This window comes from Acinetobacter terrae (genome assembly GCF_013004375.1).
GTDB lineage: Bacteria > Pseudomonadota > Gammaproteobacteria > Pseudomonadales > Moraxellaceae > Acinetobacter > Acinetobacter terrae.
The window spans coordinates 186,277-200,515 of the sequence record NZ_JABERI010000007.1 but is presented as its reverse complement, the minus strand read 5'-3'; the positions used below and the strand labels follow the sequence as shown (position 1 = coordinate 200,515).

The window sequence follows — 14,239 nt, the reverse complement described above, 5'->3', positions numbered from 1 at the left end:
CAGTGATGTGCTGAAAAGACTGCCGACACAGAAAATGAGCCAGATTGAAGAATTGTTGCCGCATAAGTGGAAGCCTGCCTGACTGAAGTAGGCTTCACCGGATGCTTACCGACATCTATGTCGCCTGATGTATAGAAGATTAAGAGTTTAAATTTTCTAGATACTGATTATTAAACCTTCTGAATAAACAAATCACGCTCAAAACGGTATTGCGGGAAGAACACACCATCAACAGCGCGTTCACCAGCCCCAATCACCATTACCGGATATTGCTGGTCATTCAAGTTTAGAATTTTATGCACCATAGGTTCGTCAAAACCTTCCATCATACAGCTGTCAAAACCATAAGCGCGTAAAGCCAAAACCAGATTTTCACAAGCCAGTGCTGTGGTCTTAGTTGCCCATAGTTTCGCATCTGCAGGGTTAAAAGCCGTGACAGGCAGTTGCTTATCTAAAGTACGTGCAACTTTAAAAGCCACTTTTTTAAAATTGCCAATAGCATTGAAGTAACCGGTTTTATAATTATATGGAATAAAACGGTAGTACTGCTTCACTGCTTTTGGCGCTTCAGGGAAAGGAAAATCACTGATGTTCTTTTTCGCCATTTCATCAATACGGTCAGTACGCGCGATACAAACAATCAGCTCCGAAGCCGTTTTTGCCGCCAATTGACTTAAACAGGCTTTGACCAGCTGTTTCTTTTTGGCTGGGTTCTGCACCACATAAAAAGTCCATGGCTGCAAATTGGATGAGTTTGGCGCAAGCAAGGCAAGGTCTAAACAATCATCCAGTACTTCGGCAGGAATGGGTTTTTTCGTGAATTTACGTACCGAACGACGGCTTTGTACAACTTTCTTAAAGTTTTCGACATCAATATCTGTTGGAGCAGGCTCAAAATAACGTTTCTTTTCAGTTTTAGTTTCGTTTGAATCGGTCATCTTTATTCACTCAAATTTTAAAGCTTGAAATTTAGATCTATTAAAACGCATAAAACCACTGAACAATGTCACTATTCAGTGGTTTTTTCATTTAACGATAAAAAAAATTAATTAAATTGTGCAAAATCTGGCTTACGCTTTTGCATAAATGCCGCCACAGCTTCAGCCATTTCAGGTGAAGATACGCGCTTCATAAAGATTTCAGCTTCATCATCCACACAGTCTAAAATTTCTTGCAGATTATGTTTCATTAAAGCTTTGGTTTGCTTAATTGAAGCCAATGGCAGTGCTGCCAAAGTTTGCGCCTGTTTCAGCGCAGTCGCATAAACATCTTCTTCAATGCTATTGACCAAACCTGCACTCAGGGCTTTTTCACTGTTAAATTTCTGTGCCGTGAAGAGTAGCTCAGCAGCTTTGTGATAACCCGCTTGTTGAATAAGTAACTTGCTAGAAGCACCTTCAGGTGAAAGGCCAAGGCTTACAAACGGAATCTGGAATAGGGCAGTGTGATCACTATAGACAAGGTCGGCATGAAGTAAAAGCGTAACTCCAATACCAATGGCTACACCACGAACCGCTGCAATTAAAGGTTTAGAAAATTTCGCAGCAGATTTTAATACTATAAATGGAGGTGCATCCCCAGCTTTGCCTGCAAGTGGTGTTTGAATAAACTTCATGAAGTCCTGCATATCGTTACCGGCACTGAAGTCAGCGTCAGCACCACGTAAAATCACCACACGGACATCTTTATTTTGATCAGCTTCATCCAAAGCTTTGGCAATCCAGAGGTATAATTCGCCATATAATGCATTTTTTGCTTTTGGTCGATTAATGGCTAAGGTCAGTACGCCATTTTCTAAATTCGCATCCAAATGTTCATGAGGTTGTTGAATACAGCTCAGTGTCATCGTACTATCCTTGCTTTAAAACTTAATTTAATTTTATGGCGTTTATTATGTCGCATATTTATTTGGGCGGCACAACTCACGAGTCATAAAAAATATGATCTGTTATGAACTATACATTTGATTATCTGGTTTTCATTGGTCGCTTTCAGCCTTTTCATCTGGCACATATGCAAACGATTAAAATTGCTTTAAAGCAAAGTCAAAATGTGATTTTGGCATTGGGTTCTGCACAAAATGAACGCAATATTAAAAATCCGTTTAGTGCTTCTGAGCGTGAACAGATGATTTTGTCCAACTTTTCAGCAGCAGACCAAAAGCGAATTAAGTTTGTTCATGTTGTTGATGTGTATGACGATGAAAAATGGCAAAAACTGGTGAAATCCCTTGTGTCAGAAGTGGTAGAGCCAGAAGCTAAAGTGGGGTTAATTGGTCATTTTAAGGATGAATCTTCATACTATTTGCAGCTTTTTCCAGAATGGGAGATGGTTGAGCTTGCCAGTCTGGTTGGGGCAATTTCAGCGACTCCATTACGTGAAGCCTATTATCGTGGCGAAATCATCGAATCTGCTTTTCCATGGGGAACCAGCGAGTTTTTACAAAAATTTCAGAACACGTCTACTTATCAACAATTGCAGCACAAATACCTGACACAAGATAAAACCAATCTTGAAGAATCTTAAGTAAGCTTTTAAGTCGGAGCAAGCAATTGCAACGACCTAGGAGTGGATAAGATGAATATCCAAACCATGTTGAAAAGTGTCTTTATTGCCGCTGCAATCAATTTGAGTATCGTTGCGCATGTAAATGCACAGGAATGGACACTTACTCCACAAACTTATGTGGGATTTGATGTGAAGTCGATGGGTTTTTCTATCGTAAAAGGGAAGTTTGAGCAGGTTCAGTCTAGTATGAGCTTTGATCCAGCGATCCCACAAAATGCCTCAGCCCAGTTTACCATGGACGTAAACAGCGTGAGCTTGAGCATGCCTTCACTGAGAAATATGATTATGGGGGAGGATTTGTTTTATGTAGAAAAATACCCAACTGCGACTTTTAACAGTCATGAATTTATAGCTTTAGGCGATAATCACTACAGTATAAAAGGTGATCTGACCTTGCGCGGTGTGACCCAGCCTGTAACCCTAGATACGATTTTAAAACCCGATACAGCCAATCCACAACTTTTGGATGTTGAATCTAAAGCAGTGGTGAATCGCAGTGATTTTGGTATGAAAAAAGCATTCGGTGGGATCGGGGAAAAAGTGAATATTGAGGTAGATGGACAATGGGAAACAAGATAATTCATGTATTTAAGAAACCGGCTTAAGATGCTTTTGAATACCCGAATTTTTTACGTTTTTGCGTAATTTTCTTATTTTTATAACGATAAATGCTAATACACTATCAAACACTTGATAGGTTTTAGGCTCCTTATTCAGCTTAAAATGAACGTTCATTTTTTAGCATGGAAGTTTTAAAAAATAAAATCTTATAAACTCCAACTATGTTAACAATACGATCTCAAACCAATTGTTACAGAAAAATTATGTTAAATATTTCTCCATTAGTCATTAATGATTTTACAAAAACTTCAATAAACTGATATAAAAATAAATAAAATGCAAATTCGAAAACTTAAAACAAATTTAATCTGAGGTTGGACTGTGAATCTAAACCTGATCAATAAGCAATCAAAAAAGGTGGATTTAAATTTGAAAGCAACAATAAAAAATGGACTTATTATCGTCGCAATCGGTTTAGCTGTAAGCAGTCAGTCCTTTGCGCAAACATGGATTTTAACACCCCAAAGTGATGTTGGTTTTGAGATCAAGTCTATGGGGCTTACGGTGGTCAAAGCTAAATTTAATCAAGTTCAATCGAGTATGGAATTTGATATGAAAGCACCGCAAAATGCATCGACACATCTTGTTATGGAGGTCGATAGTTTGAGCTTCAATAAACCATTGCTGAAACATATGATTCTGGGTGAAGACCTGTTTTATGCAGCAAAATACAAAACGGTGAGATTTAAAAGTATCCAGTTTAAAGACTTGGGAAATGGTAAATATAATGTTTTAGGAAATTTAACCTTACGTGGTGTGACCAAGCCAGTAACTTTTGTAACGACATTTAAACCTAATCTCTCTGATGTCAACTTACTTGATGTCCAAGCTTCAGCAGTGATTAACCGTAGCGATTTTGGTATGAGAAAAGGTATTGGAGGCGTGGGGGAAAAAGTGAATCTTCAGCTTTCAGGCCAATGTGCAGCTAACTGAAATTGCATTTGCTAGTGTTTAAAAAAATCTTTTTATAGGCCTTTTTGATTCGTATATCGTGATCCACGCTTATTATTGCCCACAATTAAAAATCTAAGGGCAGGGTAAATATAAGAATCTTGATTGCACAAAAGACCTCATAAAAAAGCAGGATAAAAGCCCGAACCTTTGGGCTTTTATAAATCCATAACAATGCCATTAAGCTGCTTGCAGGGCTTTTAAATCTTCTAGTACTTGTTCTGCATGACCGGCAGCTTTCACTTTACGGTATTCTTTGACTAATTTGCCATTATGGAAAATGAAGGTTGAGCGTTCAATACCCATAACTTTTTTGCCATACATATTTTTTTCTTTAATCACGTCAAAGAGATTACACAATACTTCTTCTTTATCACTGATGAGATTAATGCTCAGATTTTGCTTTTCGGTGAAGTTTTGGTGTGCTTTAACCGAATCACGTGAAACACCCAGAATCGTGGTATTTAAAGCATCAAACTGATCTTTCAAACAAGAAAAGCCTATCGCTTGTGTCGTACAACCCGGGGTAGAATCCTTCGGATAAAAATACACAATCAGCCATTCAGTCGGGATTTCAGTTAGGTTGATTTCACCGGTTGTAGTCGGGAAGCTTTGATTGAGCAGGCGAATATCAGACATGCATTGATCCTTATAAAGTCGAATTTGTGATATTGATCTTGAATTTATGCTGACATGATAGCGAATTTAGCCCTGTTTATGCTGAACTCAGGATGTAAATTTTTAACAATAAAAAAGCCTGCAAAAATGCAGGCTTTTATTCAAGCTAAATCAGCTTATTTTTTAGGTTGTTGAGCAGATTTCATTGCTTCTTCAGTTAAGCTTTTAAGCTTGCCGGTAAGTTGTGGACCAAAACAAGCTTGAAGATCTTTATTCTGTTTTTGAACAAAAGCTAAAGTTGCAGGGCTTTTCTTTTGGTTAACGGTACTTTGAATTTCCCATTTTTGAGCATTGGTTAATTTACCGTCAGCTTCAACCGCACAAGTACAGTATTTGCTTACTTCTGCAGCTGATAATTTTTTGCTTTTGCCTGTTTCTTCTTTACAAACATTAATTAAAGCAGATTTTACATTAGTGCTTTTATAAGCTTCTTGGAGCTTGTTTGTTTCTGCAGCATTTGAAGCAGTCGCCATGAATGCTACAGCCGAAACTAATGTAGAAAGAATAATGTTTGATTTCAAATTTTTCATGTACTGTTACCCTGTTATGACGGTATATAACGTGTTGGATCTGCAATACCAGCGTCAGCAAAACCCTGTTTACGTAAACGGCAGCTATCACATTTGCCACAAGCACGTCCTTGGTCGTCTGCTTGGTAGCAAGACACCGTTTGACTGTAGTCTACGCCATGTTCTATACCTAAGCGAATGATATTTGCTTTGGATAAATGTAACAGAGGTGTTTCAAATTTAAGAGGTTTGCCTTCCACACCATCTTTAGTTGCCAGGCGAGCCATGCTTGCAAAAGCATCAATAAATTCAGGGCGACAGTCAGGATATCCTGAATAATCAACGGCATTGATCCCAATCACAATGGCTTCTGCGCCAAAAACTTCTGCTGCCGCGAGGGCATAAGACAGAAATATTGTGTTACGTGCTGGAACATAAGTTACAGGAATACCTTCTTGTTCATGTTCTGGTACATCAATGCTGTGGTCTGTTAACGCCGAGCCACCGAGGTTGCCTAAATCGATATTAATGACACGATGTTCTACACCAGCGCGTTGTGTTAATGCTCTAGCCGCATCCAGTTCAGTGGTCGAACGCTGACCATACATGAAACTTAAAGCAATACATTCATAACGTGCTTGCGCCCAAGCCAAACAAGTTGTTGAGTCTAAGCCGCCAGATAACAAAACTATGGCACGAGGGCGCATATTCAAATCTCCAAACAAATATAGGTATTCAAGAACAGAAATAAATTAACGACCAGTTTCGTCGTTCCAGAGCAATTTATGCAATTGTAACTGGAAACGAACAGGGAGATGGTCTTCTAAAATCCATTGCGCTAAATCACGCGCAAGTTGAGGCAAACGAACTACACCTTTTTCTACCGCAAATGCAGGTGAGAACCAAACGGTACTGACTTTGTCGGCAAGTTGGTATTGTTCAACCTGCTGTTTTGACCATTCATAATCTTCACGATTACAAATCACAAACTTGATTTGGTCATGCTCAGTTAAATAATCAAGATTACTCAGCAAGTTTCGTGCAACTTCACCAGAAGTTGGGGTTTTTAAATCGAGTACTTTCGAAACACGAGGGTCAACTTTAGACACATCTAAGGCACCACTGGTCTCGAGCGATACTTCACAGCCCAGATCGGCTAAACGTTGCATCAGAGGCAATGCATTGGGTTGAGCAAGCGGCTCACCGCCAGTCACGCAAATATACGGTGTTTTAAAATCGAGTGTTGTTTTAATAATGTCGTCTAATGATTGACGCTCGCCACCTTCAAAGGAATAGGTGGTATCACAATAGGTACAACGTAAAGGGCAGCCGGTTAAACGAATAAAAACCGTCGGTAAACCCGCGGCATTGGCTTCACCTTGTAATGAATAGAAAATCTCCGTGATGCGTAAACCCGCAGACGGATCAGAAACAGGAATAGCGGAAGATCGAAGTGTATTCATAACAAAAATTTACCACACCAAAAAACATGAGAGTACAAAAACAAAAATCTCTACGATCATGTCTGACCGTAGAGATGAGGAACGATTAAAGTTCCGCAAGAGACTTAAGACATATTAGTCTTCGCGTAATAAATCGTTCAAGCTGGTTTTAGCACGAGTTTTCGCATCAACTTTTTTCACGATAATCGCAGCATATAAGTTGCAAGTACCATCTTTAGAAGGAAGGCTACCTGAAACAACGACTGAACCTGCAGGCACACGGCCGTAATGGATTTCGCCAGTTGCACGGTCATAAATCTTGGTTGATTGACCAATGAATACGCCCATTGAAATCACAGAACCTTCTTCAACGATCACGCCTTCAACGATTTCAGAACGTGCACCAATGAAGCAGTTGTCTTCAATAATCGTTGGGTTCGCTTGTAATGGTTCAAGAACACCACCAATACCTACACCGCCAGACAAGTGAACGTTTTTACCAATTTGCGCACATGAACCCACAGTTGCCCATGTATCAACCATTGTACCTTCGTCAACGTAAGCACCAATGTTGACATAAGATGGCATCAATACAACATTTTTAGCCTGGAAACTGCCTTTACGTGCAACTGCCGGCGGAACAACACGAACACCCGCTGCTTTAAACTGTTCTTCAGTCCAATCAGCGAATTTAGTCTCTACTTTGTCATAGAAACGAAGATCACCAGACTCAATGGTTTTGTTATCGTTTAATTTAAAAGATAATAAAACTGCTTTTTTAAGCCATTGGTGAACAATCCATTCACCAGCAATTTTTTCAGCTACACGAAGTGTGCCGTTATCTAAGCCAGCAATAACTTCTTCTACAGCACTACGAACTTCAGCAGGGCAATCAGCCGCTGTGAAATTTGCACGGTCTTCAAAAGCCTGTTCAATGATTGTTGAAAGCTGAGACATGATCTTCCATTTCCAAAAAAATTTTCCAAGATTTTACACTATATTGAGACAAGAATAGATGAAAAAGTGACTTTAGATCGGAATTAATTATTAAAGATCTATGAATGGCCTGCTAAACAAAAAGTAAGGAATTTATTGGAGATGTTTGTAAAGCATCTGTGCGTTAACACAACGCAAACAATACAGTGAATAATGCAATATCCTATTAAGCTAGATAGATCGATTTAGACGAATAATAGAAAATTTTCTATAAAAATAATTATTATTAATCAATGTTAAAAAGCATTTGTATCAAAATTTAACAAAAAGTAAGCAAATTTTGAATAAAACAAATGCTACTAATATTTTATAGTTTAAATACGAAAAAAACATTAATGATGAAATAAGCCCTTTTGAGGAGAGACACGATGAAAACTTTAAGTACGATTTTAGCAGCAACTGTATTGACTGCTATTGCCGGTACAGCGATGGCTGACGATGCAGTAGTACAAGATGGTTATGCATTTGATCGCAATCAACTTATCCCAACAGGCGTTCGTGCTGAAGTAGGTACAACTGGTTATGGTGGTGCATTACTTTGGACTGCAAACCCATTCGTAGGTTTAGCCCTTGGTTATAATGGTGGTGACATTTCTTGGTCTGATGATTTATCTGTAGACGGCGTAAAATATGACGTTGATATGGATAACAAACTTGCATACTTAAATGCAGAGATTCGTCCTTGGGGTGCCAGTGAAAATCGCTGGGCACAAGCTTTATATATGGCTGCGGGTGTAGGTTATCTAGATAATGAATACGAGCTAAACTCTAGAACTGGCTCAGGTACAATTGAAATCGATGGCACGCCAACAAGCTTTACTTCAGTAAATGGTAAAGTGGCATATGAAAATGATATTGCTCCATATCTAGGTTTAGGTTTTGCTCCAAAAATTAATAAAAACTGGGGTGTGTTCGGTGAAGTTGGTGCTTACTACGCTGGTAACCCAAAAGCGACCTTAACGGGTGTCGGTGGTACAGCTGCAGATCAAACTTTATTAGCTGAGCATGAACGTAATATTGAAAATGATGATGAATACCAATGGTTACCAGTGGGTAAAGTGGGCGTAAGCTACCATTGGTAATTTAAAAATTATCATTCTTTAAAAAACGAGCTCCGGCTCGTTTTTTTTGAAGATTAAGTTTTGAAAATTAAGTACTTTTAGTTAAAAACGATAACCTACTTTGCCCCCAAAAGCGACAGCGTTATTATTGTTTACCGAAGATAAAGGTCCAAATAAACTGCCTGGACCATTTTGATCTTGCTGAATTTTTGCTTTATTAAACTTTAGGTATTTTATGCCACCGGCAATAAATAAATCAGAGTGAATATTATAAAAACCACCTACACCAAAACTATAAAAACCATCTGAAGGACTTAAGGTAGAAGCCGGATTACCACTACCCGAATCTAGTCCTATATCCACCGTGGAGGTGAATTTGTCATTAAATACATGGGCGAGACCTAAAGTTGTAGTCCACTGATCTGTTTGATAATCCACTAAAGGGACAGGTGTATCGCCACCTGAACTCATAAAGGGAGAAACAATTTTAAAATTCTGCCAATTGACCCAACGCACTGATCCATAAATTAAATTATTGGCTGTTATAGCAGATTGAAATTCAAAATTGACTGATTGAGGTGTTTCTATAGTCGTGTTTTGGTCGGACACTAAATTGAGTAAAGGAATAGCTGGAACTGTGCTTACTTGTTCCTGAAAGTGTTGTGTATGTCGGATTTTAGAGCGGTAAGTCAGTGAGCTTTGAAGGGCATATTCAGGCCGTTGATAGCTAACACCTGTAAGCCAACCACTCGCGGAATCCTTCTTTATATCCCCGATATAATCAATCAGCAAGCCCATTGATTGACCTGAAATTTTTAAATGCGTTTTTAAGCTTTGATAACTTAAGCCTGTATACACGTTCCAGTATTGATTTGGCTGGTAGCCGACAAGAGCCGTGAGATTGTTGCTATCCACTTTAAAGCGTACAGCATTGACTAAATCATCCGGACTTGTGGTAACGGGATCGAGTGCATAACCGATATCTGTACCAAAAGGTTGGTCGTAAATCAGACCTACAGACCAATTGGGATCGAGTTGTAATTTTAAGGCCGCGCTAGATAGATAAAAGTGATTAACAAAATCTTGTGTAGAGGTTTCTGTATATATCGATGGATTAGTAGCTTCAGGGCGGTAAGTATTCCCAGAAATATTCGCATCAATAAATGCGGTTGAAAATTCAGCGTAATGGTTAGGTTGTAAAAATATAGCAATGCTTTGGTTTGAAGTTTCAAGTGCTGCGGAAAATACTGGCGTAGGCAAAAAAATGCACACACTTATGCCAAATGCCGTAGCTTTCATAAATAACCCCAAATTAAATAATGACTTCGCTTATATATTTTGTGTGTAAAACCTGATGACACACCATGTAATTGAATTTTTTTTATTCAGCGTGTGTACTTTATGTTGTTTTATTTAGAAGGAGCAAGCCTAATTTTAAGATTATTTATACTTTGATTTTTGAATGGATAAATTTTTTTATATTGCTGATAAGTAAAACAATAGAAACGGTTAGTTAAAATTAAAAAAAGGGATATTCTGATATCCCTAATCTAAATAATTATGTGATTTTTAATCTTCTGGGTAAGCCACTCGTTTCAGTGCTTTGATGTCAGCTTCAGGCGAGCAGAGTGAAATAAACTCATAACCATAGCCGCGTAGTAAATGACCTTTACGTACCGCAATCCAGGTGGTATTCACACCAAAAATATCGGTTGGGATCTGCTTTAAACGGTAATCACGTTCTGCATCGTAAGCGACATTATTGACAATACCGACCCCCATATTCAGTTCAACATAGGTCTTGATGACATCGGCATCGAGTGCTGACATCACAATATCCACATCAAGTCCTGCCTCATCAAAGGCTTTATCAATTTTTGAACGGCCGGTGAAACCACCATGATACGTAATCAGCGGATATTGCGCCAAGTCTTCTAAAGTAATATCGGTTTTGCTTGCCAGAGGATGGTTTTGTGGGGTGATAATACTGTGTTGCCAAGTATAAAAAGGCACACTTGCAAGGTTATCTTCAGTGGTTAAAGATTCGGTTGCAATACCGATATCAGCTTCGCCCTGAAGCAGCATTTCAGTAATTTCAACCGGACTTGCCTGTTGCAAAATCAAATGTACTTTCGGAAATTCTTTTTTAAATTGATTCACAATCGGCGGTAACACATAACGTGCTTGCGTATGTGTAGTTGCAATCGTAAGCGTGCCTTCATCAACGCGGTTAAAGTCATCAGCAAGACGTTTAATATTGTCTGCATCGACCAGCATACGCTCAACAATTCCAAGTAAGGACTGACCCGGCTCAGTTAAACCCAATAAACGTTTACCTTTGCGGATAAACAGCTGTACACCCAGTTCATCTTCTAAATCTTTAATGTGTTTACTCACACCCGATTGGGATGTGTAAAGTGCTGCTGAAGCTTCAGTTAAATTAAAGTTTTGTCTAACGGTTTCTCGAATAATTCTTAATTGTTGAAAATTCATAATTCTTTGTACCTTAACCCTAAAAGAGGATGGGGCTGTTTTTGCCCCATCTATTTGTTATTAAGCGACGTCATTGGCAAATAAATGCAATGCAGTTGGGCTTAACCACACAGTTTGATTCGGTTTGAATTGATGTAATTTCGCTTCTTCAGAGTTAAGCGAAATTTCAATTAAATTACCTTGACGATCCTGAAGTTCTGCAAGCACTTTACCGGCAATCCAGATTTCGCGTAAGAAAGTGGCTTGAATGGCATTTTCTTGTGGAGCAGCATGAATGCTGAGTTCATTTGGACGCGCAAATGCAATAATTTCACCTTGTGGTGCATCTTTCACTTGTGGCAATTGAATACGGTCTTCACCAAGATGAATAATGCCTTGCTGATTTTGACCTTCAAAACGATTGGCCTGACCCAGGAAGTCGAAAACAAACGGTGTTGCCGGTTTTTCATAAACTTCACGCGGTGAGCCAATTTGCTCTACATTACCTTTGTTCATCACGACAATTTGATCCGCCACTTCCAAGGCTTCTTCCTGATCGTGCGTTACAAAAATAGAAGTGATATGTAATTCATCATGCAAGGTACGTAACCAGCGACGCAGTTCTTTACGTACCTTGGCATCGAGTGCACCAAACGGTTCATCCAGTAACAGTACACGAGGTTCAACAGCGAGTGCACGCGCCAAGGCAATACGTTGACGTTGACCACCCGATAACTGAGCAGGGAAACGATCTGCCAAGAAACCCAATTGAACCAAATCAAGTAAACGGGTAACACGTTTTTTGATTTCCGCTTCAGAAGGGCGAGTCGAGCGAGGGCGAACACGCAAACCGAAAGCAATGTTTTCAAATACGGTCATGTGACGGAACAGGGCATAGTGCTGGAATACAAAACCAACTTGACGTTCACGAACGTGTACATCAGTTGCATCTTCACCTTCAAGAATCACTTGACCACCATCAGCCGATTCTAAGCCTGCAATGATGCGGAGCAGAGTGGTTTTACCACAGCCTGATGGGCCCAATAATGCCACCAACTGACCATCTGGAAAATCTAGTGAGATATTTTTAAGTGCATGGAATGCACCAAAGTGTTTTTCAATATTTTTAACTTGAATACTCATGATGTCATTCCTTAAGAAACTTGTGAATCTTCATTACGTTTGTTTTGCTTTTCTTGGCGTATTTCAACCCATGTTTTTAAAATCAGGGTCACAATCGCAAGTAAAGCCAACAGCGAGGACACCGCAAACGCAGCACTAAAGGTATATTCGTTGTATAGAATTTCGACGTGTAACGGCAAGGTATTGGTTTCACCACGAATGTGACCAGACACCACCGATACCGCACCAAATTCACCCATCGCACGGGCATTACACAGAATCACCCCGTAAATCAGACCCCATTTAATATTCGGCAAGGTCACTTTACAGAAGGTTTGCCAGCCAGAAGCACCGAGTACAATTGCAGCTTCTTCTTCTTCAGTTCCTTGCGCTTCCATTAAAGGAATCAATTCACGAGCCACAAAAGGAACGGTAATAAAGATAGTCGCAAGCACAATGGCAGGTACGGCATAGAGCACTTTGATGTCGTGATCCATCAGCCAGCTGCCCATCCAGCCTTGAGTACCAAAAATCAGTACCAGCATCATACCTGCAATAACAGGTGATACAGAGAAAGGGATGTCAATAATGGTGGTTAAAATAGATTTACCACGGAAGTTGAATTTTGCAACAGACCAGGCAGCAGCGACACCAAACACCACGTTTAATGGCACGGCAATGGCAGCTGTCAATAAAGTCAGTTTTACTGCAGATAAAGTATCTGGATTGATCAAGGCTTGGAAATAAACCGCAACACCTTGTTTAAAGGCTTCAACAAAGACCAGAATTAAAGGCAGAATCAGGCAGCTTAAAAAAAAGATCAGCGCAATGGTAATCAGAAGATTACGGACCCATGTCGGTTCACGGGTTGCATCACGAGATTGCAGTTTTTCTGCTAAAGCATTGCTATTGGTGATTAAGCTCATGGTGCAGTTCTCCCTGTACGACGGCTTGCCCACGCTTGTAGCAAGTTAATCAGGAATAAAATCGCAAATGACAGCACCAACATCACAACCGCAATCGTGGTTGCACCTGCATAATCATATTCTTCTAAACGAGAAATAATCATCAGTGGTGCGATTTCAGTTTCATAAGGCTGGTTACCGGCAATAAAGATGACTGAACCGTATTCACCGACACCACGTGCAAACGCCAAGGCAAAACCTGTCAATAATGCTGGAAATAGAATCGGCATAATGATTTTGGTAATAACCTGAAAACGGTTGGCACCGAGTGCAGATGCAGCTTCTTCCAGTTCGGTTTCCAGGTCACTTAAAACAGGTTGTACTGTACGAACCACGAAAGGTAAGCCAATAAAAATCAGCGCAAGCGTGATCCCGATCGGGGTGTAGGCTACTTTAATGCCAATCGGTTCCAGGTACTGACCAATCCAGCCTGTAGGTGCATATAAAGAAGTCAGTGCAATACCGGCAACTGCGGTTGGCAGGGCAAAGGGTAAATCCACCAAAGCATCAATAATTCGTTTGCCAGGGAAGCTGTAACGAACCAAACACCATGCCAGTAATAAGCCAAATACCACATTGACTAAGGCTGCAATGAGTGCGGCACTAAAACTTAACTGCAAAGATTTTAGGATACGTTCTGAACTTAAAATTTCCCATAAACCATCCCAGCCAATTCCCAGTGATTTAATAAACACCGCAGAGAGTGGAATAAGAACAATTAATGACAAATACGCTAGGGTAAAGCCTAGAGAAAGACCAAATCCTGGCAGCACTCGGGATCGCTGCGACATGATTACTCCTCAAAAGAGAAAATGCTGACCAATAAAGTCAGCAAAAATAAAAATTTAATTCGG

General features: G+C 39.7%; 16 protein-coding genes. 4 read left to right on the top strand and 12 right to left on the bottom strand.

Annotation, left to right across the window (positions count from 1 at the left end; genetic code table 11):
• Positions 1–170: 170 nt before the first annotated feature.
• The gene (locus HLH14_RS04775) at positions 171–938 is read right to left on the bottom strand and encodes a nitroreductase family protein (protein ID WP_067724960.1); all 768 of its coding nucleotides are present in this window, start codon (positions 936–938) and stop codon (positions 171–173) included.
• A 107-nt stretch (positions 939–1,045) separates the two neighbouring features.
• Positions 1,046–1,846: an enoyl-CoA hydratase-related protein gene (locus HLH14_RS04770; protein ID WP_067724962.1), complete on the bottom strand. Its 801-nt coding sequence runs from the start codon at positions 1,844–1,846 to the stop codon at positions 1,046–1,048.
• A 104-nt stretch (positions 1,847–1,950) separates the two neighbouring features.
• Here HLH14_RS04770 and HLH14_RS04765 point away from each other — a divergent pair, with 104 nt between their 5' ends.
• From HLH14_RS04765 to HLH14_RS04755, 3 genes are all read left to right on the top strand, one after another.
• A complete protein-coding gene (locus HLH14_RS04765; protein WP_067724964.1) occupies positions 1,951–2,526 on the top strand; it encodes a nicotinate-nicotinamide nucleotide adenylyltransferase in 576 nt (191 codons plus the stop codon).
• A gap of 51 nt (positions 2,527–2,577) precedes the next feature.
• The gene (locus tag HLH14_RS04760) at positions 2,578–3,147 is read left to right on the top strand and encodes a YceI family protein (RefSeq protein ID WP_067724967.1); all 570 of its coding nucleotides are present in this window, start codon (positions 2,578–2,580) and stop codon (positions 3,145–3,147) included.
• A gap of 411 nt (positions 3,148–3,558) precedes the next feature.
• On the top strand, positions 3,559–4,122 hold the full coding sequence (locus tag HLH14_RS04755) for a YceI family protein (protein WP_067725251.1): 564 nt from the start codon (positions 3,559–3,561) through the stop codon (positions 4,120–4,122).
• A gap of 198 nt (positions 4,123–4,320) precedes the next feature.
• Here HLH14_RS04755 and HLH14_RS04750 read toward each other — a convergent pair whose 3' ends face one another.
• From HLH14_RS04750 to dapD, 5 genes are all read right to left on the bottom strand, one after another.
• Positions 4,321–4,779 (bottom strand): peroxiredoxin, encoded by a 459-nt coding sequence (locus HLH14_RS04750; RefSeq protein ID WP_086194852.1) that lies wholly within the window; start codon positions 4,777–4,779, stop codon positions 4,321–4,323.
• Positions 4,780–4,934: 155 nt separating this feature from the next.
• Entirely contained in the window at positions 4,935–5,348 is a 414-nt protein-coding gene (locus tag HLH14_RS04745) for a hypothetical protein (protein WP_067724971.1), read from the bottom strand.
• 14 nt (positions 5,349–5,362) lie between these two features.
• Complete coding sequence (queC, locus tag HLH14_RS04740; protein ID WP_067724973.1) at positions 5,363–6,034, bottom strand: 7-cyano-7-deazaguanine synthase QueC; 672 nt, start codon at positions 6,032–6,034, stop codon at positions 5,363–5,365.
• 45 nt (positions 6,035–6,079) lie between these two features.
• On the bottom strand, positions 6,080–6,790 hold the full coding sequence (queE, locus tag HLH14_RS04735; protein ID WP_067724975.1) for a 7-carboxy-7-deazaguanine synthase QueE: 711 nt from the start codon (positions 6,788–6,790) through the stop codon (positions 6,080–6,082).
• A 114-nt stretch (positions 6,791–6,904) separates the two neighbouring features.
• Entirely contained in the window at positions 6,905–7,726 is an 822-nt protein-coding gene (gene dapD, locus HLH14_RS04730; protein ID WP_067724977.1) for a 2,3,4,5-tetrahydropyridine-2,6-dicarboxylate N-succinyltransferase, read from the bottom strand.
• 407 nt (positions 7,727–8,133) lie between these two features.
• Between dapD and carO the strand changes: the two genes are divergently transcribed.
• Complete coding sequence (gene carO, locus HLH14_RS04725; protein WP_067724979.1) at positions 8,134–8,847, top strand: ornithine uptake porin CarO; 714 nt, start codon at positions 8,134–8,136, stop codon at positions 8,845–8,847.
• Positions 8,848–8,928: 81 nt separating this feature from the next.
• Here the strand turns inward: carO and HLH14_RS04720 are convergent, their stop codons facing one another.
• The 5 genes from HLH14_RS04720 to cysT all read right to left on the bottom strand — a co-directional run bounded on the left by HLH14_RS04720 (position 8,929) and on the right by cysT (position 14,176).
• On the bottom strand, positions 8,929–10,125 hold the full coding sequence (locus tag HLH14_RS04720) for an outer membrane protein transport protein (RefSeq protein ID WP_067724981.1): 1,197 nt from the start codon (positions 10,123–10,125) through the stop codon (positions 8,929–8,931).
• A 270-nt stretch (positions 10,126–10,395) separates the two neighbouring features.
• Positions 10,396–11,319, bottom strand: coding sequence for a CysB family HTH-type transcriptional regulator (locus HLH14_RS04715; RefSeq protein ID WP_086194444.1), 924 nt, complete (start codon positions 11,317–11,319; stop codon positions 10,396–10,398).
• A gap of 60 nt (positions 11,320–11,379) precedes the next feature.
• Positions 11,380–12,441, bottom strand: coding sequence for a sulfate/molybdate ABC transporter ATP-binding protein (locus HLH14_RS04710; RefSeq protein ID WP_067724985.1), 1,062 nt, complete (start codon positions 12,439–12,441; stop codon positions 11,380–11,382).
• 11 nt (positions 12,442–12,452) lie between these two features.
• On the bottom strand, positions 12,453–13,346 hold the full coding sequence (gene cysW / locus HLH14_RS04705) for a sulfate ABC transporter permease subunit CysW (protein WP_067724987.1): 894 nt from the start codon (positions 13,344–13,346) through the stop codon (positions 12,453–12,455).
• Positions 13,343–14,176: a sulfate ABC transporter permease subunit CysT gene (gene cysT / locus HLH14_RS04700; protein WP_067724989.1), complete on the bottom strand. Its 834-nt coding sequence runs from the start codon at positions 14,174–14,176 to the stop codon at positions 13,343–13,345. The genes cysW and cysT overlap by 4 nt, the downstream gene beginning before the upstream one ends.
• Between the last annotated feature and the right edge of the window lie 63 nt (positions 14,177–14,239).